14 protein-coding genes are annotated in these 20,729 nt (G+C 68.9%); 13 read left to right on the top strand and 1 reads right to left on the bottom strand.

What is annotated here, in order from left to right; genetic code table 11:
• Positions 1 to 238: 238 nt before the first annotated feature.
• From VQ067_RS08830 to VQ067_RS08820, 3 genes are read left to right on the top strand one after another with little or no spacing between them, the layout of a single operon-like run.
• Positions 239 to 1,114 carry a M24 family metallopeptidase gene (locus tag VQ067_RS08830; RefSeq protein WP_003138275.1) on the top strand — a complete coding sequence of 292 codons (876 nt, stop codon included), beginning with the start codon at positions 239 to 241 and terminating at the stop codon, positions 1,112 to 1,114.
• Complete coding sequence (locus VQ067_RS08825) at positions 1,111 to 2,889, top strand: SDR family oxidoreductase (RefSeq protein ID WP_009313698.1); 1,779 nt, start codon at positions 1,111 to 1,113, stop codon at positions 2,887 to 2,889. The genes VQ067_RS08830 and VQ067_RS08825 overlap by 4 nt, the downstream gene beginning before the upstream one ends.
• 9 nt (positions 2,890 to 2,898) lie before the next feature.
• Positions 2,899 to 3,786, top strand: coding sequence for a metal-dependent hydrolase (locus tag VQ067_RS08820; RefSeq protein ID WP_003091705.1), 888 nt, complete (start codon positions 2,899 to 2,901; stop codon positions 3,784 to 3,786).
• A 341-nt stretch (positions 3,787 to 4,127) separates the two neighbouring features.
• Here VQ067_RS08820 and VQ067_RS08815 read toward each other — a convergent pair whose 3' ends face one another.
• On the bottom strand, positions 4,128 to 4,733 hold the full coding sequence (locus VQ067_RS08815; protein WP_003091706.1) for an ATP-dependent Clp protease proteolytic subunit: 606 nt from the start codon (positions 4,731 to 4,733) through the stop codon (positions 4,128 to 4,130).
• A gap of 481 nt (positions 4,734 to 5,214) precedes the next feature.
• On the opposite strand from VQ067_RS08815, the gene VQ067_RS08810 reads away from it, so the two are divergent.
• The 10 genes from VQ067_RS08810 to VQ067_RS08765 all read left to right on the top strand — a co-directional run bounded on the left by VQ067_RS08810 (position 5,215) and on the right by VQ067_RS08765 (position 20,725).
• Entirely contained in the window at positions 5,215 to 12,273 is a 7,059-nt protein-coding gene (locus VQ067_RS08810; RefSeq protein WP_033990729.1) for an amino acid adenylation domain-containing protein, read from the top strand.
• On the top strand, positions 12,270 to 13,436 hold the full coding sequence (locus VQ067_RS08805; RefSeq protein WP_003091709.1) for an FAD-dependent oxidoreductase: 1,167 nt from the start codon (positions 12,270 to 12,272) through the stop codon (positions 13,434 to 13,436). The genes VQ067_RS08810 and VQ067_RS08805 overlap by 4 nt, the downstream gene beginning before the upstream one ends.
• A complete protein-coding gene (locus VQ067_RS08800; RefSeq protein WP_023434528.1) occupies positions 13,433 to 14,761 on the top strand; it encodes a condensation domain-containing protein in 1,329 nt (442 codons plus the stop codon). Before VQ067_RS08805 ends, VQ067_RS08800 begins: the two co-directional genes overlap by 4 nt.
• A 1-nt stretch (position 14,762) precedes the next feature.
• On the top strand, positions 14,763 to 15,677 hold the full coding sequence (locus VQ067_RS08795; RefSeq protein ID WP_003106196.1) for an SDR family NAD(P)-dependent oxidoreductase: 915 nt from the start codon (positions 14,763 to 14,765) through the stop codon (positions 15,675 to 15,677).
• On the top strand, positions 15,670 to 16,926 hold the full coding sequence (locus VQ067_RS08790; RefSeq protein ID WP_003091710.1) for a cytochrome P450 family protein: 1,257 nt from the start codon (positions 15,670 to 15,672) through the stop codon (positions 16,924 to 16,926). The genes VQ067_RS08795 and VQ067_RS08790 overlap by 8 nt, the downstream gene beginning before the upstream one ends.
• On the top strand, positions 16,923 to 17,348 hold the full coding sequence (locus VQ067_RS08785) for a nuclear transport factor 2 family protein (protein ID WP_003091711.1): 426 nt from the start codon (positions 16,923 to 16,925) through the stop codon (positions 17,346 to 17,348). Before VQ067_RS08790 ends, VQ067_RS08785 begins: the two co-directional genes overlap by 4 nt.
• A 3-nt stretch (positions 17,349 to 17,351) precedes the next feature.
• Complete coding sequence (locus VQ067_RS08780) at positions 17,352 to 18,344, top strand: beta-ketoacyl-ACP synthase III (RefSeq protein ID WP_003130297.1); 993 nt, start codon at positions 17,352 to 17,354, stop codon at positions 18,342 to 18,344.
• A gap of 13 nt (positions 18,345 to 18,357) precedes the next feature.
• Positions 18,358 to 18,597: an acyl carrier protein gene (locus VQ067_RS08775; protein ID WP_003106204.1), complete on the top strand. Its 240-nt coding sequence runs from the start codon at positions 18,358 to 18,360 to the stop codon at positions 18,595 to 18,597.
• Positions 18,598 to 18,714: 117 nt separating this feature from the next.
• Positions 18,715 to 19,467 (top strand): SAM-dependent methyltransferase, encoded by a 753-nt coding sequence (locus VQ067_RS08770; RefSeq protein ID WP_003130295.1) that lies wholly within the window; start codon positions 18,715 to 18,717, stop codon positions 19,465 to 19,467.
• A 91-nt stretch (positions 19,468 to 19,558) separates the two neighbouring features.
• Complete coding sequence (locus tag VQ067_RS08765; protein WP_014603947.1) at positions 19,559 to 20,725, top strand: MFS transporter; 1,167 nt, start codon at positions 19,559 to 19,561, stop codon at positions 20,723 to 20,725.
• The last annotated feature ends 4 nt before the right edge of the window (positions 20,726 to 20,729 follow it).

Below are 20,729 nucleotides of genomic sequence, written 5' to 3'. Positions count from 1 at the left end.
ATGCGCGGGCGCCAACCAAAGACTGGACTCGTCGGTCAGCCGCTCCTCCGGCACCGCCGCCACAACCCGGGGGAAACGTCCCGAGCCTTCTGCCCCGGGCCTTCCGGCGCCGGTAGCAAGTGCCGTAACACCGGCGTGAAGAGACTTCCCAGGGCTGGCGCAACGCCTGCTTATGGGCCAGCATCAACCATGACATCAATCAATGTCACAATAACGACAAGCCAGCCTGGAGAGAGCCATGTCCCAAGGCGCCTGGGTACCCACTCCCGACGATCTCGATCACTTCCGCCAGGTCCAGCGACTGGCCTATACCTGCTGCGAAACCATCCACGGCGAACTGCGCCCCGGCATCAGCGAGAGGGAAGCCGCGGCGCTGATGAAGACCTGGCTGCAGGATCACGGCGTCGACGACTGGTTCCACCAGCCCTTCGCCTGGTTCGGCAGCCGCACCTCGTTCAAGGGCTTCGACGGCCTGCGTCATCTCGGTGGCTTCAACCTGGCCTTCTACCCCGGCAAGCAGCGCCTGGAGGAAGGCATGCCGTTCATCCTCGACTGCGCGCCGACCCTCGGCGCCTATACCGCCGATGTCGGCTACTCCGGCGCGCTCGGCCACAACCTGTTGCAGGAGCGGCTGATGGACGACCTGCTGATACACCGACGCACCATCCTCGACCTGGTCCGCGAACGGCGCCCCCTGGCCGAAGTCAGCCAGGCGGTCGACCGGCTCTGCGTGATCCAGGGCACCCTGCCACGGCACAAGGCCTATCCCTTCGAAGTGCTCGCCCATCGCGTGGAAAAGCTCGGCAACCGCCGCGGTCCCTCGGTGGCGCGCTTCGGCGTGCGCAACCTGTACACCCTGACGCGCAACGCGCTGGTCACCGGCAAGCGCGAAGGCTGGTCGCCGCTGTGGTCCAGCGGCAAGCGCTCCGAGCACCCGCCGACGCCCGGTCTCTGGGCGGTGGAGCCGCACCTGGGGCTACGCGGGGTGGGCGCCAAGTTCGAAGAACTGCTGGTGGTCACCGAAGACGACGCCTACTGGCTCGATGACGACCTGCCGCACGTCCGCCGCTGGCAGGCGCGCGGCCTGCTGCCGCAAGCACGGGAGGCCGCATGAACGCGCTCCTCGCCCTCCCCGACCTGCAGCCGGAACGGCTGTTCGTGCAGTCCGGCGACGTGCGCCTGGCGGTTCATTGCTGGGGCGCGCCGGACAACGACAAGCCGACGCTGCTGATGGTGCATGGCTACCCGGACAACCACGAGACCTGGCTGCCGCTGATCCGCCAACTGGCTGGGCGCTACCGCATCGTCGCCTACGACGTGCGTGGCGCCGGCGCTTCGGACAAGCCACGCTGGAGCCGCGACTACCACCTGCAACGGCTCAGCGAAGACCTGCAGGCGGTGATTCGCGCCACCAGCCCGGATCGCCCGGTGCACCTGCTGGCCCATGACTGGGGCTCGATCCAGACCTGGGAAAGCGTCACCGATCCGCAGTGCCGACCGCTGATCGCGTCCTATACCTCGATCTCCGGGCCCTGCCTGGACCATGTCGGTTTCTGGATGCGCGAACACCTCAGGCAGCGCAGTCCGAAGGCCCTGAAAGCGGTATTCGGCCAGTTGCTCCACTCCTGGTACATCGCCTTCTTCCATACCCCCGTCGTACCCGAGCTGCTCTGGAGCGCCGGCCTGGCCCGGCTCTGGCCGCAGTTCCTGAAGCGCGCCGAAGGCGTCCGCCATCCGCAGGTCAACCCGACCCAGGCCAGCGACGGCCGGCACGGGGTCAAGCTGTACCGCGGCAACTTCATCCGCAGCCTGTTCCGTCCGCGCAAGCGCCACACCGAAGTGCCGGTGCAACTGATCGTACCGACCCGCGACCGTTACGTCGGCGCCCAGCTGTTTCAGCACCTCAGCCTGTGGGCGCCACGCCTGTGGCGGCGCGAGGCGAGCGTCGGCCATTGGCAACTGCTGGCCGAGCCGGAGCAACTGGCCGGCTGGCTCGGCGAGTTCATCGACGCCCAGGAAACCGGCGAGTCGCCGCCGGCCCTGCAACGCGCCCAGGTCCGCCCCGACGCGCGCTCGATGAGCGGCAAGCTGGTGGTGGTCACCGGCGCCGGCGGCGGCATCGGCCGTTCGACCCTGCTCAGCTTCGCCGAGCGCGGCGCCAGCCTGCTCGCCGCCGATCTCGACCTGGAAGCCGCCGAACGCAGCGCCGAACTGGCCCGCGCCCTTGGCGCCACGGCCCATGCCTACCAGGTCGACGTCGGCGATACCCAGGCCATGGAGCGCTTCGCCGAGTGGGTCCGCGACACCCTCGGAGTCCCGGATGTGGTGGTCAGCAATGCCGGCATCGGCATGGCCGGACCGATGCTCGACACCTCGCCTGCGGAATGGGAGCGCCTGCTGCGGGTCAACCTGTGGAGCGTGATCGATGGCTGCCGCCTGTTCGGCCGGCAGATGGTCGCGGCGAACAAGCCGGGGCACCTGGTCAATGTCGCCTCCGGCGTGGCCTTCGCGCCGTCGCGCAACTACCCCGCCTACGCCACCAGCAAGGCCGCGGTACTGATGCTCAGCGAATGCCTGCGGGCGGAACTGGCCGGACGTTCGATCGGAGTCACCGCGGTGTGCCCAGGCTTCGTCGATACCGGCATCGTCCAGGCCACCCGCTTCGTCGGCATGGACGCCGAACGCCAGGCGCGGCGCCAGGCGAAGATCCAGCGCTTCTACAAACGACGCCGGCTCAGCCCGGACACCGTTGGGGAAAAGCTGGTGCGCGCCGTGGAGCGCAACAAGGCGGTGGTCTCGGTGGGCAGCGAGGTGCACCTCGGCGCCCTGCAATGGCGCTTCGCGCCCTGGGCCACGCGGTTTCTCGCGCGCTTCGACCTGACTTCCTGAGAGCCTGCCATGAGCGAATTCCACCACAAGCTGGTCCAGCGCAAGGTCCGCTTCGACTTCAGCGATACCCCCCTGCACTGGGTTCCCGGCGAAGCGGAAGCGTCCCAGGTGATGAACGTCCTGCACATGCTCCTGCCTTCGGGCGAACTGTGGTTCTGCCGCCTCTACAACAAGGCCCTGCCGTTGGTTAGCGACGCCCGCCTGCGCGACGACGTGCAGGGTTTCATCCGCCAGGAAGCGATGCATTCGCGGGCCCACGACGGCGCGATCCAGCGCTACCTGAGCAGGTTCGACATCGACTCCAAGCCGTTCACCGACAAGATGGATTTCCTTTTCGAACGCCTGCTCTGCGACTACCCGCTGGGGCAGAACCGCCTGACCCGCGCCCTCGACGGCTGGTGGCTGCGCCAGCGCTGCGCGATCATCGCCGCGGTGGAGCATTTCACCTGCGTGCTCGGCAAGTGGGTGCTGGAGGCCCGGGAGCTGGATCGCCGCGGCAGCGACCCGGTGATGCTCGACCTGCTGCGCTGGCATGGCGCCGAGGAAGTCGAGCACCGCAGCGTCGCCCACGACCTGCACGTGCATCTGGGCGGCAGCTTCGTCACCCGGCAACTGACCATGCTGTTGGTCATCGCGATACTGGTCTACCTGCTCGCCGACGGCACCCGCACCCTCCTCGACCAGGACCCGAGCCTGCGCGGCGCCAAGCGCCAGGGATTCCTACGAACCTGGTGGCGGCTCGGCAAGCAGGGCCTGCTGCCGAACCTCGCTCACACCTTCCGCGACGTCGCCCGCTACTTCAATCCCTGGTACCACCCCGAGCACGAGGCGAATACCCAGGAAGCCCTGGAATACCTGGCCAACTCGCCGGCGGCCCGGCGCGCGGCGAACGCCTGAAAACAATTCACTGGAAATACCGGCAAGCGCCGCGGAAGCTGGAACTTTCCCGGCGCTTGTCCATTGTTACGTCAGGTCGAGTCAAACAAGCCGGCAGACGGAAGGTAATTTCCATAAGCCTGAAAAATGGCGCTCGATAGAATGATTGAAAATAACGGGCGCGCGACGTGAGACTTTGCAAAAGCCAGCCACTCTTGCCGATGGCACTTTGAAAGCAAGCAAAATAAAAGTAAGAAAAGTTACCCTATCGATCGGAAATTAAAGAAAGAAAAGCGAGCGAGAAGAGAATCGAGAAATACGCTCTTCGCGCCCGCCTTCGTATTTATCCGGCCTGCGGAAACTCACTGGCCAGGCAGCGTGATCTCCCGTTCCGAAACGATGATCTTGTTGACCAGGCCGTACTGCACGGCTTCTTCCGCGTTCAGCCAGAAGTCGCGCTCGGTGTCGGCGCTGATCTTCTCCGGCGTCTGCCCGGTGGCTTCGGCGAAGATCCGGTCGAGGCGTTCCTTCATCCGCACGATCTCGCGGCGGTAGATCTCGATGTTGCTCGCCGGCCCCTGGATGCCGCCCGACGGCTGGTGCAGAAGGAAGCGGGTATTGGGCAGCGAATAGCGGTTTTCCTTGTCCGCCGCGGCGTAGATCAGCGCGCCGGCGCTGGCTACGCTGCCGGAACCGATCATGATGACCTTCGGTGTGATGAAGCGGATCGCGTCGAAGATCATGTCGCCGGACTCGACGTGGCCACCCGGGGAATTGACGAACATGTAGATCGGATCGTCGCTGATCGAGGCGAGGATATGCAGCTGCTGGACAACGTCCTTGGCCATCTTCTCGTCGACCCCGCCGGTGACGAACACCTTCCTGACCTTGAGCGCGTACTCCATCAGCTTGGCGCCGATAGCGCCGTGGGAGTCGCCGCCTTCGCGGTCCTTGTCATCGGTTTTCATGCAACCTCCTGGAACTGTTGGTAATCCATCCGGCAAACCTTTCAGGGCATGCGTTCGTTGTTCGCCAGGGCGCGGATATATATCCGTTAATGCGCCTCTTCCGAGCGGCCCATTATGCATCAGCCAGACACTTTCGAAAGGCTTGCTTCAACTTCGAAAAGACCGGCGAAGGTAATCTCGTGAAGCATAGCCATGCAGGGCCGCGACGCACGTTTCCCGGAACCTAACAGATTTGTAAGTTGCCTCGTAAATACCTACCAGAATTAACAGTTAACAACGCGATTACCCTGCAAGAATTAACAGCTATTTCTTCGAGCCTGCCAAAAGTAATAGTACACCCCGCTCTTGCTTCGGGTGCCGCCGCTTCCCTGCCAACCACGCTGGCTACGGCGCGCTGAACCGTCGACGGGTGGAACCTGTCCGGCGAGGCGTGCGGTGCCCGTGTTCGCCGAATCGATGGATTGTTGAAGAGGACGCAGGGATGGTTCGTTTCGCTCGCTTGCCGCTATCACCCTACCAACGGGACATCTGGGTCGCCGCCGCGCAGTTTCCGGAACTCGACCAGTACACCATCTTCAGCTACGACCGCTTCACCGGCGAGGTCGATACCCAGGCCCTGGAACGGGCGCTGCTGCAGGCGGCGCGAGACACCGAGGCGTTCCGCCTGCGCCTCAGCGAGACGGACGGTACGCCGTACCAGTGGCTGGACGCGGATGCCGAGTTCGAGGCGCGCCACGTCGACCTGCGCGCCGACCGCGACCCCGAGGCCGCCGTGCGATCCTGGCTGCGCGACGCCTTCCGTCACGCCTACCCGCTGGACGGCCGCAGCCTGGTGGACCTGGCCCTGCTGCATAGCGACCAGGCGCTCTACGTCTACGTGCGCACCCACCATATCGTCAGCGACGCCTGGGGCCTGCAGCTATTCCTCAGCCGGGTGCGCGCCGGCTACCTGGGCGAGCTAGGCGAGCCGCAGGCGCAGATGCCGACGGCTTCCCTCCTGGCGCAGCTCGAGACCGACGACTACTCCGGTTCGGAACAGTACCGCGGCGACCGCGCCTATTTCGCCGAGGCCCTGGAGGGCCTGGAGCCGGCCCTCTTCACCCGCAGCCGCCCGGCCGGGCTGCGCCGCACCGCGCGCCACAGGCTGACGCTGGAACGCGCGCTGCTCGACGCGATCCGCGATCGCGGCGAATCGCCCTTCCTGTTCCTCTCCGCCGCCGTGGCGCTGTACCTGGCGCGGATCCACCAGAACGACGACGTGGTCCTCGGCGTACCGGTGCTGAACCGCGCCGACCGCGCGGCCAAGCAAGTGGTCGGGCACTTCGCCAATACCCTGCCGCTACGCATCCGCACCGCGCCGGAACAGACCGTCGACGAATTCCTGGCGCAGTTGCGCGAGGCGACCCGGACGCTGCTGCGCCACCAGAAGATGCCCCTCGGCGACCTGTTGCGCGGCGCCTCGCCACTGTTCGACACCACCCTTTCCTACATGCGCTGGCCCGCCGCCCAGGCGATCCCGAACGCCAGCGTCGAGACCGTGGCGCAGACCCACGCCCATGACCCGGACGCGTTGGCCATCTGGGTCTCCGAGTTCGACGGGCACAGCGACGCGCAGGTGGATTTCGAATACGCCTGCGATGTGTTCGACGCCGACTTCCCCATGGACGCCGCGGCGCGGCATATCGAAACCTTCCTGCGCGCCCTGGTGGAGGGCGGCGAGCGCCGCCTCGGCGAACTCGATCCGCTGTCGGCCGCCGAGCGCGAGGAACTGATCCACACCCGCAACGCCACCGACCAGGCATTCCCCGAGCAGGCTACCCTGCCCACGCTGTTCGCCGAGCAGGTGGCACGCACCCCGCAACGCACCGCGCTGCTGGAAGCCGACGGCGGCACGCTCAGCTATGCCGAGCTGGACGCCAAGGTCCAGGCCGTGGCCGACGCCTTGCGCGCAGCGGGTGTTAGCGCCGACGAGCGGGTAGCACTACTGGTCGCCCGCGGTCCCCACCTGCTGCCGGCGATCCTCGGCGTGCAGCGCGCCGGCGGCGCCTATGTGCCGATCAATCCCGACCATCCCCTGGAGCGCGTCCGCCTGCTGCTGGAAGACTGCGGCGCCCGCGTGGTGCTGGTGGACGAACGCGCGGCGACACTCGGCGAGAGCCTCGGCGAGACGCGCGTGCTGCACCTCGAACGCCTGCCGCAGAGCACCGGCGACCTGCCGGCGGCCAACGTGGCGCCCAGCGACCTGGCCTATGTCATCTATACCTCCGGTTCGACCGGCGTGCCCAAGGGCGTGATGGTCGAACACCGCTCGGTGGTCAACCGCCTGAACTGGATGCAGCGTCGTTATCCGATCGGCGAACGCGACGTGCTTCTGCAAAAGACTCCGGTGACGTTCGACGTATCCGTCTGGGAACTGTTCTGGTGGAGCTTCACCGGCGCCCGCCTGTCGCTGTTGCCGCCCGGCGCCGAGAAGGACCCGCGGGAAATGCTGCGGAGCATCCAGCGCGACGCGGTCACGGTCATCCACTTCGTGCCGTCGATGCTGACGCCGTTCCTCGACCTGCTCGACGGCGACCCGACCGCCCGCGCGGCGGCAAGCTCGCTGCGCCTGGTGTTCTGCAGCGGCGAAGCCCTCGCGCCGTTGCAGGTCGCGCGCTTCCGCCGGCTGTTCGGCGACGCCGTGCGACTGGTCAACCTGTACGGACCGACCGAGGCCACCGTCGACGTGTCCGACCATGAATGCGCCAGCGACAACCCCACGCGGGTCCCGATCGGCCGGCCGATCGACAACCTGCGCCTGTACGTCCTCGACCGCGCGCTCAGGCCGCAGCCCCTCGGCGCCGTCGGCGAGCTATATATAGGAGGCGTCGGCGTCGCCCGCGGCTACCTGAACCGGCCGGAGCTGAACGCCGACCGCTTCCTCGCCGACCCCTTCGTCGCCGGCGGCCGTCTCTACCGTACCGGCGACCTGGCCCGCTGGCTGGCCGACGGCAACCTCGAATACCTCGGCCGCGCCGACGACCAGGTGAAGATCCGCGGCAACCGGGTCGAACCCGACGAAGTACGCGACCGCCTCGCCGCGCTTCCCGGCGTACGCGACGCCGCGGTCGTGGCACGCGATTCGGCGGTACGCGGCACGCACCTGGTCGGCTACTACGTGGCTGCGGCGGAACTCGACCCCGGTCAATTGCGCGCCGGACTTTCGGCGACGCTGCCGGACTTCATGCTGCCGGCCTTCTTCGTGCGCATCGACAGCCTCCCGCTCAGCGCCAACGGCAAGCTCGACCGCCGGCAACTGCCGGCACCGCCGGAACAGGTGGCGGCGGTTGCGCCGCGCACGGCGACCGAGGCCGAACTGGCGGCGGTGTGGGCCGATATCCTCGGCGTGGCGGAGGTCGGCGTGCACGACGACTTCTACGCCCTCGGCGGCGACTCGATCCTGATGCTGCGCATCCGCGCCGCCGCACAGCGGCGCGGCCTGGGCTTCGAACTCGCCGACCTGATGCGCAACCCGACGGTGGCGGGTCTTGCCGAGCGCCTGGTGCGTCCGCTCGCGGAGCGAAGCTACCAGCCGTTCGAACTGGTTTCCGAAGTCGACAAGCCGCGCCTGGAAGGGCTGGAGGACGCCTTCCCGACCAGCCGGCTGAGTCTCGGCCTGCTCTTCCATAGCCGCCAGCGCCCCGACTCGTCGGTCTACCACGACGTGTTCCACTACCGCTTCGACCTGGCCTGGGACGAAGCCGCGTTCCGCCACGCGCTGGACCGGGTGGTCGCCGCCTATCCCGCGCTGCGTTCGTCGTTCGACCTCAGCGGCGCATCCGAACCGCTGCAACTGGTGCATGCCCAGGCGCGCAGCGAACCGCTGCTCCTGGACCTGCGCGGCAACCCGGAGGCCGGGACGGTGCTCGACGAGCACATCCGCCAACGCCGCTTCCATCGCTATTCGCTGCAACAGCCCGGGCTGTTCCTGTTCGCCGCGTTCGTCCGCGAGGACGGCCTGGACCTGGTGTTCAGCTTCCACCATGCGATCCTCGACGGCTGGAGCGTGGCCAACCTGATCGTCGCGCTGGTCGCCGCCTACCGTGGCGAGCCGCTGCCGGGCCCCGCGCCGGCGCTGGCCTGCCATGTCCGCGAGGAGCTGGCCGCGCTGGCTTCGCCGGCCGCCGTGGGGTACTGGACCGGGCTGCTGGAGGGCGCGAGGATGACCCGCCTCGACGGCTTCGGCGCCCACGAGCCGCAAGCCGCGCAAGGTCCGGCCAGCCATCGCGAAGCGCTGCCGGACGGGCTGCTCGAACGACTCAAGGCCACTGCGGCGCAACGCGGACTGCCGTTGAAGTCGCTGCTGCTCGCCGCCCATTGCCTGACCCTGCATCTGTTCTCCCGCAGCGACAGCGTGGTCACCGGCGCGATCAGCAACGGCCGCCCCGAACTGCCCGACGCCGACCGCATGGTCGGCCTGTTCCTGAATACCGTGCCGGTCCGCTCGGAGATTGCCGGGTGTAGCTGGATCGAGGTAGCCGATGCGCTGTTCCGCCAGGAGCGCGACGGACACGCCCACCGCCGCTATCCGCTCAGCGCCATCCAGCAGATCGTCGGCGACGAACTGAGCAGCGCCTTCAACTACGTCAACCTGCATGTCCTCGAACCGCTGTGGCAATTGCGCGACTTCCGCGTCTGGGAAGAAACCAACTTCGCCCTGCTGGTCAACGTGATCGCCACGCCCAGCGACGGCATGTACCTGCGCATCGACAGCGACGGCCGCGGCATCAGCCGCAGCCAGGCCGCGCTGATCGGCGCGACCTTCGTCGAGCTCCTGTGGCGCCTCGCCGAGCATCCCGACGAAGCCGCCGACTTCGCCTTCCTCGCCCCTCGCCGCGACGCCGCTTCCCAGCCCGAGCCGCTGGTCGACGTCGTCAGCCTGTTCGAACGCCAGGTCGAGGCGCTGCCGGGCAGCGCCGCGCTGGCCTTCGAGGAGCAACGCTGGACCTATCGCGACCTCGACCATGTGGCGCGCTGCGTGGCCACCCGCCTGGTCCGCGCCGGCGCGCGCCGCGGCGATGCGATCGGAGTGGCGCTGAACCGTTCGCCGGAGATGATCGCGACGATCTGGGGCATCCTGCGCGCCGGCCTGGTCTGCGTGCCGCTGGACGTCAGCTATCCCGCGCAGCGCCTGGCGCTGATCCTGGAGACCGCACAGCCGTTCCGGGTGGTCGCGCATCCCGAGCACGCCCATGTCGCCGCGGCGGAACGGGTGCTGCCGGTAGAGGAACTGGTCGCCGACATCGAGCCCGAGACCTTCGCCGCGCCGCAGCTCGACGAGCTGGCCATGCTGCTGTTCACCTCCGGTTCCACCGGGCGGCCGAAGGGCGTCGAGCTTAGCCACCGGATGTGGGCCAACTACACCCAGTGGCAATTGCGCGTCGCCAGCGGCGTACCGGGGCTGCGCACCCTGCAGTTCGCGCCGCTGAGCTTCGACATGGCCTTCCAGGAGATCTTCTCCACGCTGTGCGGCGGCGGCGAGCTGCAACTCATCTCCAACCGCGAGCGGATGGACCCCTCCGCGCTGCTGCATGTTCTCGAACGCCGCCAGGTCCAGCGCGTGCTGTTGCCCTTCGTCGCCCTGCAACGCCTCGCCGAGGCCTCCAACACCCTGGGCGTACGCCCCAGCGCCCTGCGCGTGGTGGTGTCCTCCGGCGAGCAGTTGCGCATCACCGAAGACGTCCGCACGTTCTGCGCGGCGATGCCCGGGCTGCTGCTGGAGAACCAGTACGGTCCCACCGAGACGCACCAGGTCACCTACCACTCGCTGAGCGGCGATCCGGCGCACTACCCGGACCTGCCGCCGATCGGCCGGCCGCTGGACGGGGTCGAGGTGCAGGTGCTCGACGCCGCGCTGCGCCCGGTACCGGTCGGCGTTACCGGCGAGCTGTACTTCGGCGGCGACTGCCTCGCGCGCGGCTACCACCGCGCCCCCGAACTCACCGCCGAGCGCTTCGTCGAACATCCCTGGCGCCCCGGCGCCAGGCTCTACCGCACCGGCGACCTCGGTCGCATCCTCGGCAACGGCGAGATCGTCTGGCTCGGCCGCGCCGATACCCAGGTCAAGGTCCGCGGCTTCCGCATCGAGCCGGCCGAGGTCGAGCTGGCGATCATGCGCCAGGCCGAGCGCCAGCCGGGCCTGCGCGGCGCGGCGGTGGTGGCTCGCGAGCGCCAGGGCAACGATGCATTCCTCGCTGCCTTCCTGCTCGGCGAGCCCGAGGCGGTGGATCTCGCCGAACTGAAGCAAGCGCTGCGCAGCGAACTGCCGGAACACATGGTGCCGGCGCACTTCGCCTGGGTCGACGGCTTCGCCCTCACTCCCAGCGGCAAGCGCGACGACGCCGCCCTGCGCGCGCTGCCGCTGGAGCACGGGTCGAACATCGAGTACCTGGCCCCGCGCGACGACTACGAGCGCACCCTGGCCGGACTCCTCGGCGAGTTGCTGGATCGTCCCCGGGTAGGCATCCGCGACAGCTTCTTCGACCTCGGCGGCACCTCGCTCAGCGCGATGCGCTTCATGCTGCTGATCGAGAAGCGCTATGGCGTCGACCTGCCGATGGCCGCGCTGATCGAGACGCCGACCGTGGAGGGCCTGGCCGAACGCCTGCGGGAACGCTCGGCGGTGCGCGCCTTCGACCCGCTGGTACCGATCCGTGCCGGCGGCAGCCGCCCGCCGCTGTTCCTCGTCCACCCGCTCGGCGGCCACGTACTCTGCTACCTGCCGCTGGTCCGCGCACTGCCGCCGGACCAGCCGGTATATGCCCTGCAGGCGGCCGGCACCGGCCAGGGCAGTACGCCGCTGGCGGTCCTCGAGGACATCGCCGCCAGTTACCTCGCGGCGATCCGCCGGGTGCAGCCGGAAGGCCCCTATTACCTCGGCGGCTGGTCGTTCGGCGGCTTCGTCGCCTACGAGATGGCCCGGCAACTGCGCGCGCTCGACCCGCAGGCGGTCGCCCAACTGATCGTGCTCGACTCCATCACCGTCGACCGCAACCACGCCGGCAGCGCCAGCGACGAAGCCCTGCTGCTGTTCTTCTACTGGGAACTGGTCTGGTTCGAGCGCAGCGACGAGGAGGTCGAGCCGCTGCCTGAAGGCGCGAGCCTGGAGCAGAAACTCGACCACATCGTCGAACGCGCCATCGAGGCCGGCGTACTTCCCGCCGGCACCCCGCGCGCCACCGTGCAGCGGCTCTACGAGCTGTTCCGGGCGAGCTGGCAGGCACTCATCGGCTATCGCCCGGAAGTCAGCGACCAGGACATGACCCTGCTGCGCGCGGACGGCCCGCTGCCGCTGGCGCTGAAGCCGATGCACGACGCCGCCGGCACCCACTACGGCGACCCGAAGAACGGCTGGCAGCACTGGACCAGCGGCCGCCTCGATGTGATCGACGTACCCGGCGACCACCTGGTGCTGATGAAAGAACCCTATGTCGAGACGGTCGCGGCAGAGATCGCCGCGTTGCTCGAACCCTCCACCTCCAGCGAACGGACCCGCCCATGAGCAGACACCCCCTGAAGATCGTCATCGCCGGCGCCGGCATCGGCGGGCTCGCCGCGGCCGCCTGCCTGAAGGCCGCCGGCTTCGAGGTCGAACTCTACGAGCGGGCCAGGGAACTGCGCGCGGTCGGCTCGGCGCTGTCGCTGATGCCCAACGCGCTGACCGCCCTGGAGAGGGTCGGCGTGCGCCCTGACCTTACCCGCGCCCAGGCCTTCGACTCGCTACGGTTCCTCACCCGGCGCGGGCGACCGATCCGCGCCATCGACTTCGGCGGCCTGGCCCGTCAGCTCGGCCAGCCGAGCCTGGCGATCCACCGCGCAAGCCTGCAGCAGGCGCTGCTGGAACAGGCCCGCGACTGCCGCATCGAACTGGGCGTGAGCGCCACCGGCTACCTGCGCCACGCCGACGGCGAAGGCGTCACCGTGCTCTGCAGCGACGGCCGCGAAGTGCACGCCGACGTGCTGATCGGCGCGGACGGCTTCAACTCGGCGATCCGCGCCACCATGACCGGCCCGGAGCGTCCCACCGACTGGCACTACGTGATCTGGCGCGCCACGCCGGCGTTCCGCCATCCGAAGGTGACGCCGGGCTACGTCGCCCATTACTGGGGCCGTGGGCAGCGCTTCGGTCTCGCCGACATCGGCGAAGGCAACGTCTATTGGTGGGGCACCCGCAACATGCCGGCCGAACAGGCGAAGGACTGGCGCGGCGGCAAGGCGGGCATCCAGCGCCTCTACGCCGGCTGGGCCGACGAAGTGCAGGCGGTCATCGAGGCGACCCCGGAGGCCGACATCAGCAGCCTGCCGGCCCAGGACCGACCGTTCCTGGAGCGCTGGGGCGACGGCCCGGTGACCCTGCTCGGCGATGCCGCGCATCCGATGCTGACCAGCCTCGGCCAGGGCGCCGCCATCGCCATCGAAGACGCCGCGGTGCTGGCCCACTGCCTGGCCACCATCGACGACCCGCAAGCCGCCCTGCGCGCCTACGAGAACCGCCGTCGCGACCGCGCCAGGGCGATGGTCGAGACCTCGCGGGCGCTGAGCCGCATCGAGCAGTTGGAGCATCCGCTGCGCACCGTCGCCCGCGATCTCTACTTCCGCTTCGCTCCGGAGCGAACCTTCGCCCGGCAGAACGAACTGGCACTGACCTTCCCAGGAGTCGAATGATGGCCGAGATACGACGCCCGCTGTCCGCGGTGGAACGCTGGTACTGGCTCAGCGACCAGTTCTCCGCGCTGAACGTGATTTCCCGGGTGCGGGTCCATGGCCAGTTGTCCATCGACGACCTGCGCCGCGGCCTCGACGCGCTGCAGGCGCGGCATCCGCTGCTGCGCGCGCGGATCGAGCACGATGCCGGGCTCGACCCGCGCTGGGTGCCCTGCGAGCGGCCCATCCCGCTGCGCGAGGTGCGCGGTGGTGGCGAGGAGCAATGGCTGCGGGAAATCAACGAGCGCGAATTGCCGGAACGCATCGATCCGGACAGCGGGCCACTGATCCGTACCGTGGCGATCGCCACCGACGCCGGCGCCCACGACCTGCTGGTCGTGGTACCGCACATCATCGCCGACGGCACTACCGTGCTGACCCTCGCCGAACAATGGCTGACCCTGGCCGCCGACCCCGCCGCGCAACCCTGGACCGCCAGCGCCCTGCCGCCGGCGGAGGATCTGCGTCCGCGCCGCTTCACCGGCGACGAAGGCGCGGCGCGCCTGGCCGAGCAGACCGCCCGGGACGAAGCGCTGGTCGGCCGCCACCGCCCGGGCCGGATCGAGCCGAGCAACCCGGTGCCGCTGGAAGCGCGGCGTACCCGCCTGCTGCACCGGGAGCTGGACGGCGCGCAGCTGGAACAGCTGCAACGACGCGCCCGCGAACACGGCACCACGGTACACGGCGCGCTGACCGCGGCGCTGGCCATCGCCGCCGGCCACGACCACCAGCGCCGCCCGAGCCACATCGCCATCGGCTCGCCGATCGACTTCCGCGACGAACTGGAGCCGCCGGTGCGCCCCGACGAAGTAGGCACCTACGTCGCCACGGTACCGGTGGTGCTGGACATCGCCCGACCGTTCTGGGAGGTCGCCCGCGCGCTCACCGACGACCTCGGCGAACGCCGTCGCCAGGGCCATCATTTCAACCTGGTCACCCTGGTCGCCAGCGCTGCGCCGCGCTGCATGGCCGACGCGCGGCCATTCATGGCCTTCATGGAAGCCGAAGGGCCGATCAACCTGTGCTCCTCCAACATCGGTCGCTATCCGTTCCCCGAGCGGATCGGCGCCTTGCGCCTCTCCGACGCGCAGTTCCTCACCGGCATCTCGGTGAACGGCTACTTCGTGGCCGCCATCAACTCCAGCCATGGCCGGCTGTTCTGGAACTTCACCTATATCGACGAAGCGGTCCCCGGCGAACGCGCCGAACGCCTGGCCGAAGATTGCCTGGGCACCCTGCTGTCGGCGATCCACGCCCCCCAACGATCCGCCCTCGAGGAGCAATGACATGTTATTCACCAGCAAACCTCTCTCGCCCCAGGGCCGCCACGTACTGATCACCGGCGCCTCCAGCGGCCTCGGCCGGGAAACCGCGCTGCACCTGGCCGAACAGGGTTTCCAGGTGATCGCCGGGGTGCGCCGCCAGGAGGATGGCGAGCGCCTGGCGAACGCCTGCCCGTCCGGCCGGATCAGCACGCTGCTGATCGATGTCACCGACGAGGAATCCATTGGCCGGGCCGCCGCGCAGGTGGCGGAGAAAGTCGGCGATACCGGGCTCTGGGGCCTGGTGAACAACGCCGGGATCTGCATTTCCGCGCCGCTGGAATGCGTCTCCAGCGACCTGCTGCGGCGCCAGCTGGAAGTCAACCTGATCGGCCAGCTCGCGGTGACCCGGGCAATCCTGCCGCTGCTGCGCCGTGGCGGCGCGGCGCGCCTGGTGAACGTCACCTCGGGCCTCGGCTCGGTCGCCATTCCCTACCTGGGCGCCTACTCCGCCGCGCAGTTCGCCAAGGAGGGAGTGAGCGACGCCCTGCGCCGCGAGCTGGCGCCCATGGGCATCCAGGTCTCGGTGGTCAGCCCCGGGGCGATCTGGACGCCGATCTGGGGCAAGATCGCCAGCGAGGGCGAGCGCGCCCTGGCCGACGCCCCCGACGCCGTCGCCGACCTCTATCGCGATACCTACCTGCGCTTCCTCCAGGCCAACGAGGACGGCGCGCGCAACAGCGCGACCAAGCCCGCCGACGTCGCCGCCGCGGTGCATGCCGCGCTCACCGCGGCCAAGCCGCGGACCCGCTACCGGGTGGGCGCCGACGTGCGCCGCGGCACCCTGCTGGCGCGGCTGCTGCCCGATAGCGTGATCGACGGGATGTTCCGCCCCATCGTCACCGCCGCCCCGGCGGCGAAGGAGGAGCAACGTGCCTGATCGCAAACTGAGACTGGGCGAGGAACTGATCTCGCCACTGCACGCGCTCTACGACGGCCTGCAGGTGGACGGCGCGCCGCGTCCCGCGCATCGCGCCGCCGAGCATCCGGTGTGGGTGGTGACGCGCTACCGCGACGCGCGCAAGGTCCTCAACCATCCGGGCGTCCGCCGCGACGCCCGGCAGGCCGCCGAACTCTACGCGAAGCGTACCGGCAGCCCGCGCGCGGGGATCGGCGAGGGACTCAGCCACCACATGCTCAACCTCGACCCGCCGGACCATACCCGCCTGCGCTCGCTGGTCGGCCGCGCGTTCACCCCGCGCCAGGTGGAGCGCCTGCAACCGCATATAGAACGGATCACCGAGGAATTGCTGGACGCCATGGCCGGCCGCGAACAGGCCGACCTGATGGCCGACTTCGCGATCCCGCTGACCATCGCGGTGATCTTCGAGCTACTGGGCATTCCCGAGGCCGAGCGCGAACACGCCCGCCAGTCCTGGGAGCGCCAGGCGGAACTGCTGTCGCCGGAGGAGGCCCAGGCCCTGGCCGATGCGCAGGTCGACTACCTGCGCGTGCTGCTCGAGGCCAAGCGCCGGCAGCCGGCCGACGACGTCTACAGCGGGCTGGTGCAGGCCGCCGACGAGAGCGGCCAGCTGAGCGAGGCGGAACTCGTCTCCATGGCCCACCTGCTGATGATGAGCGGCTTCGAGACCACCATGAACATGATCGGCAACGCGCTGGTCACCCTGCTGGTCAACCCGGAGCAACTGGCGTTGCTGCGGGCGCAGCCGGAACTCCTGCCCAACGCCATGGAAGAACTGGTCCGCCACGACAGCCCGGTGCGCGCCTCGATGTTGCGCTTCACCGTGGAAGACGTAGAACTGGACGGGGTCACCATTCCCGCCGGCGAATACATCCTGGTCTCCAACCTGACCGCCAACCACGACGCCGAGCGCTTCGACGATCCCGACCGCCTCGACCTTACCCGCAACACCGATGGCCATCTCGGCTACGGCTTCGGCGTGCACTACTGCGTCGGCGCCTCGCTGGCCCGGCTGGAGGGGCGGATCGCCATCCAGCGCCTGCTCGCGCGCTTCCCCGACCTCCAGTTGGCGGTGCCCCACGCGGAGCTGCAGTGGCTGCCGATCACCTTCCTCCGCGCCCTGATCAGCGTGCCGGTGCGCACCGGATGCAGCGCCCCGGCGAACACCGCCTCCCACGCCAACCCGATCGAGAGGATCGCCCAATGAATGCCAAGGAAATTCTCGTCCACAGCCTGCGCCTCCTGGAAAACGGCGATGCCCGTGGCTGGTGCGACCTGTTCCATCCGGAAGGCGTACTCGAATTCCCCTACGCCCCGCCGGGCTGGAAGACCCGCTTCGAGGGCCGCGAAACCATCTGGGCGCACATGCGCCTGTTTCCCGAGCACCTGACCGTGCGCTTCACCGACGTGCAGTTCTACGAGACCGCCGACCCCGACCTGGCCATCGGCGAATTCCATGGCGACGGCGTGGCCACCGTTTCCGGCGGCAAGCTGGCGCAGGACTACATCTCGGTGCTGCGCACCCGCGACGGACAGATCCTGCTCTACCGCGACTTCTGGAATCCGCTGCGGCACCTCGAGGCCCTGGGCGGGGTCGAGGCCGCCGCCAAGATCGTCCAGGGAGCCTGAGCCATGCCGCGCGCCGCCGTGGTCTGCGGCCTGGGCAGCTACCTGCCCGAGGCCGTGCTCAGCAACGACATGCTCGCCGCCGAGCTGGACACTTCCGACGCCTGGATCAGCAGCCGCACCGGCGTGCGCCAGCGGCATATCGCCGGCGACCTCGGCAGCGGCGACCTGGCCCTGCGGGCGGCCTCCGCCGCGCTCGCCTCGGCGGGGCTGGAGCGAGTCGACGCGGTGGTGCTGGCAACCAGCACCGGCGACTTCTGCTGCCCGGCCACCGCGCCCAGGGTCGCAGCGCGCCTGGGGTTGGTCGGCGCGCTCGCGTTCGACCTGTCCGCCGCCTGCACCGGCTTCGTCTACGGCCTGGCCAGCGTCGGCTCGCTGATCAGCGCCGGGCTGGCGGACAGCGCGCTGCTGGTCGGGGTGGACACTTTCAGCCATACCCTCGACCCCGCCGATCGCTCGACCCGCGCACTGTTCGGCGACGGCGCCGGAGCGGTGGTGCTGCGTGCCGGCGATGCCGAGGAAGAAGGCGCGCTGCTGGCCTTCGACCTCGGCAGCGACGGCCACCAGTTCGACCTGCTGATGACCCCCGCCGTCAGTCGCGCCGAACGCAGTTCCGGACAGGCCTCCAACTACTTCCGGATGGACGGCAAGGCAGTGTTCGGCCAGGCGGTGACGCAGATGAGCGACTCGGTGCGGCGGGTGCTCGACCGGGTCGGCTGGCAAGCTTCGGACCTCCATCACCTGGTCCCGCACCAGGCCAACACACGCATCCTCGCGGCGGTCGCCGACCAGCTCGACCTTCCCGTCGAGCGGGTGGTGAGCAACATCGCCGAGGTGGGCAATACCGTCGCCGCCTCGATTCCCCTGGCCCTGGCCCACGGCCTGCGCCAAGGCATCCTGCACGACGGCGGCAACATGGTCCTCACCGGTTTCGGTGCCGGACTGACCTGGGGTTCGGTCGCCCTGCGCTGGCCGAAGATCGTTCCGACAATGGACTGAAGAGGGAAGAACAATGCCCAACGACATGGAAGACCATCTCCTCACCGTGCTCAGCGTCGCCAGCGGCGTGCCGAAGGAGGAAATCAGCCGGGACAGCAGGATGGAAGACCTGGCTTTCGATTCGCTGGTGGTCAGCGAGCTGTCGCTGAAGCTGCGCAAGGAGTTCGGCGTCACCGGGGTCGACGACGAACTCGACCTGCTGGAAACGGTGGACGAACTGTTCCAACTGGTCGAGAAGCACCGCGCCGCCTGAGGCCAGCGAACGCCGGCGTTCCGTCGCTTCTCTGCCAGGCGAAGGCGGTGCCGGGACATGGGAACGCGCATCGCCTTCGATCAACCAACACCAGAGCGAGATTCGCTGGAGGAAGAGGTGAGTCAGAACATGGATCTCACGATCGGGACGCATCGGGAGTCGGCTTTCTACGAGCTGGAGTTCGGACCGAGGACGATAATGACCCTGGCCAACTTTCCGGACGACGTGCTGCCGTTGTTGCAAATGGAAAGCCTGATGACCTTCGAGGCGATGGCCTACCTGCGCTGCGACGCACTGGTCGAGCTAGGCTGCTACGACGGCCGGGCGCTGGAAATCGCGCGCCTGCTCAATGCCCGCTATCTCGGCGTCGACCTCGACCAGCGGGCGATCGAGACGCTGCGCACGCGGATCGAGCGCGAGGGCATGAGCGATCGCGCGGACACGGTGGTCGACGACATCCTCAACCACACCAGGCGCGGTGCCTCGGTCGGCTCGCGCGCACTCTACCTGCTGCCGTTCAACCTGCTGGGCAACTTCCGCGAGCCGAAACGGCTGCTCGACTCCCTCGCCGAGCGCAGCGTGGCGGCGGTGGTTTCGGTGTTCGGCGACAGCGCCGAGGCCACCCGCGTCCGCCAGAGCTACTACCGCCGTTGCGGGGTGCAGGGCCTGGAGCTGCACGCGCGGGACGACGGCACCGTGTTCACCGGCAGCGACGGCTTCTACTCGCGCTCGTATTCGCGCGCCTGCCTCCACGCCCTGCTCGCCGAGTGCGGGCTGACCGTGGTGCGCAGCGCTTCGAACCTGTTCGCCCACTGCGTGACGGTGCTGCCCGAAGGCGCCGACCAGGGCTTCGGTTCGTCGGCGGCATGAGTCGCCGTCGTGCATTCATCGCGCGGCCACGGCACGGGCAGCTCGCCGTGGCTCGCTTCATCGTCGTCTGAACCGCTCGGGAGCTGGAAACATGCCTTTGATTGTCTACGTGCTCGGTGCCGCGATCTTCGCCCTGACCACCAGCGAATACATGGTCGCCGGGCTGATGCCGGCGCTGGCCGCCGAATTCGGCGTGTCCTTCGCCGCGATCGGCTACCTGGTCACCTTCTACGCCGGCGCGATGGCCGTCGGCGGCCCGTTGTTGACCACCGCCCTGCTCCGGGTGCCGCGCAAGAACGCCCTGCTCGGCCTGATCGCGCTGTTCGTGGTCGGCCAGGTCATCGGCGCCCTGGCGCCGGGCTATGCGGTGATGGTCGCGGCGCGACTGGTCACCGCGGTCGCCGCCGCGGCCTTCTTCGGCGTGGCGCTGACCGCCTGCGCCGAACTGGTCGAAGGCAACCAGTTCGGCCGCGCGTCGTCGCTGGTGCTCGGTGGCCTGATGGTCGGCACCGTGCTCGGCCTGCCCGTCGCCACCTGGCTGGGCGAATGGTACGGCTGGCGCGCGAGCTTCTTCGCGGTGGCGCTGGTGGCGGTGCTGGTCGGCCTGCTGGTGTTGCAGCTGATGCCGGCGATCCCGGGGTCGGCGGGCAGCGGTTCGCTGCGCGAGGAACTGAAGGTGTTCAGGAACGCCCATCTATGGTGGGTCTACGCCACCAGCCTGCTGCTGATCGGCGCCACCTTCGCCGGCTTCACCTATTTCGTGCCGATCCTCACCGAGGTCAGCGGCTTCTCCGCCTCGACCGTACCGCTGCTGCTGGTGGTCTACGGCCTGGCGACGCTGGTGGGCAACAACATCGTCGGCCGCCTGGCCGACCGCCATACCATCGCGGTCCTGGCCTTCGGCCTGCTGGCGGCCATCGCCGCGATGGTGGCCTTCGCCCTGTTCGGACAGGTTCCGGCGGTGGCGGTGGCGGCGCTGGTGGTGATCGGCCTGACCGGGGTGTCGATGAACCCGGCGCTGGTGACCCGCGGCGCACGGGTCGGCCATAACAACATGCTGGTCAACTCGGTGCACACCGCCTGCATCATGCTCGGCGTGATGGCCGGTTCCTGGATCGGCGGCCTGGGCATCGCCGGCGGATTCGGCCTGCAGGGCGCGCTCTGGGTCGGCGCGGCCCTCGGGGTGCTGGCGCTGCTGACCCTGCTGCCGGAGCTGCGCTTCGCCCGCACCCCGGTAGGCGGGGCGCTGGGCCGCTGAGCAG

This window comes from Pseudomonas sp. KBN12P06040 (genome assembly GCF_037574965.1).
Lineage (GTDB): Bacteria > Pseudomonadota > Gammaproteobacteria > Pseudomonadales > Pseudomonadaceae > Pseudomonas > Pseudomonas aeruginosa.
This window is presented reverse-complemented; position numbering and strand designations above follow the sequence as displayed.

Excerpts from the sequence above, each read along its gene's own strand:
- VQ067_RS08780 (WP_003130297.1), top strand. The coding sequence starts at position 17,352 with ATGCCGCGCGCCGCCGTGGTCTGCGGCCTGGGCAGCTACCTGCCCGAG.
- VQ067_RS08765 (WP_014603947.1), top strand. The coding sequence starts at position 19,559 with ATGCCTTTGATTGTCTACGTGCTCGGTGCCGCGATCTTCGCCCTGACC.
- VQ067_RS08795 (WP_003106196.1), top strand. The coding sequence starts at position 14,763 with ATGTTATTCACCAGCAAACCTCTCTCGCCCCAGGGCCGCCACGTACTG.
- VQ067_RS08830 (WP_003138275.1), top strand. The coding sequence starts at position 239 with ATGTCCCAAGGCGCCTGGGTACCCACTCCCGACGATCTCGATCACTTC.
- VQ067_RS08825 (WP_009313698.1), top strand. The coding sequence starts at position 1,111 with ATGAACGCGCTCCTCGCCCTCCCCGACCTGCAGCCGGAACGGCTGTTC.
- VQ067_RS08800 (WP_023434528.1), top strand. The coding sequence starts at position 13,433 with ATGATGGCCGAGATACGACGCCCGCTGTCCGCGGTGGAACGCTGGTAC.
- VQ067_RS08775 (WP_003106204.1), top strand. The coding sequence starts at position 18,358 with ATGCCCAACGACATGGAAGACCATCTCCTCACCGTGCTCAGCGTCGCC.
- VQ067_RS08815 (WP_003091706.1), bottom strand. The coding sequence starts at position 4,733 with ATGAAAACCGATGACAAGGACCGCGAAGGCGGCGACTCCCACGGCGCT.
- VQ067_RS08785 (WP_003091711.1), top strand. The coding sequence starts at position 16,923 with ATGAATGCCAAGGAAATTCTCGTCCACAGCCTGCGCCTCCTGGAAAAC.
- VQ067_RS08805 (WP_003091709.1), top strand. The coding sequence starts at position 12,270 with ATGAGCAGACACCCCCTGAAGATCGTCATCGCCGGCGCCGGCATCGGC.
- VQ067_RS08810 (WP_033990729.1), top strand. The coding sequence starts at position 5,215 with ATGGTTCGTTTCGCTCGCTTGCCGCTATCACCCTACCAACGGGACATC.
- VQ067_RS08820 (WP_003091705.1), top strand. The coding sequence starts at position 2,899 with ATGAGCGAATTCCACCACAAGCTGGTCCAGCGCAAGGTCCGCTTCGAC.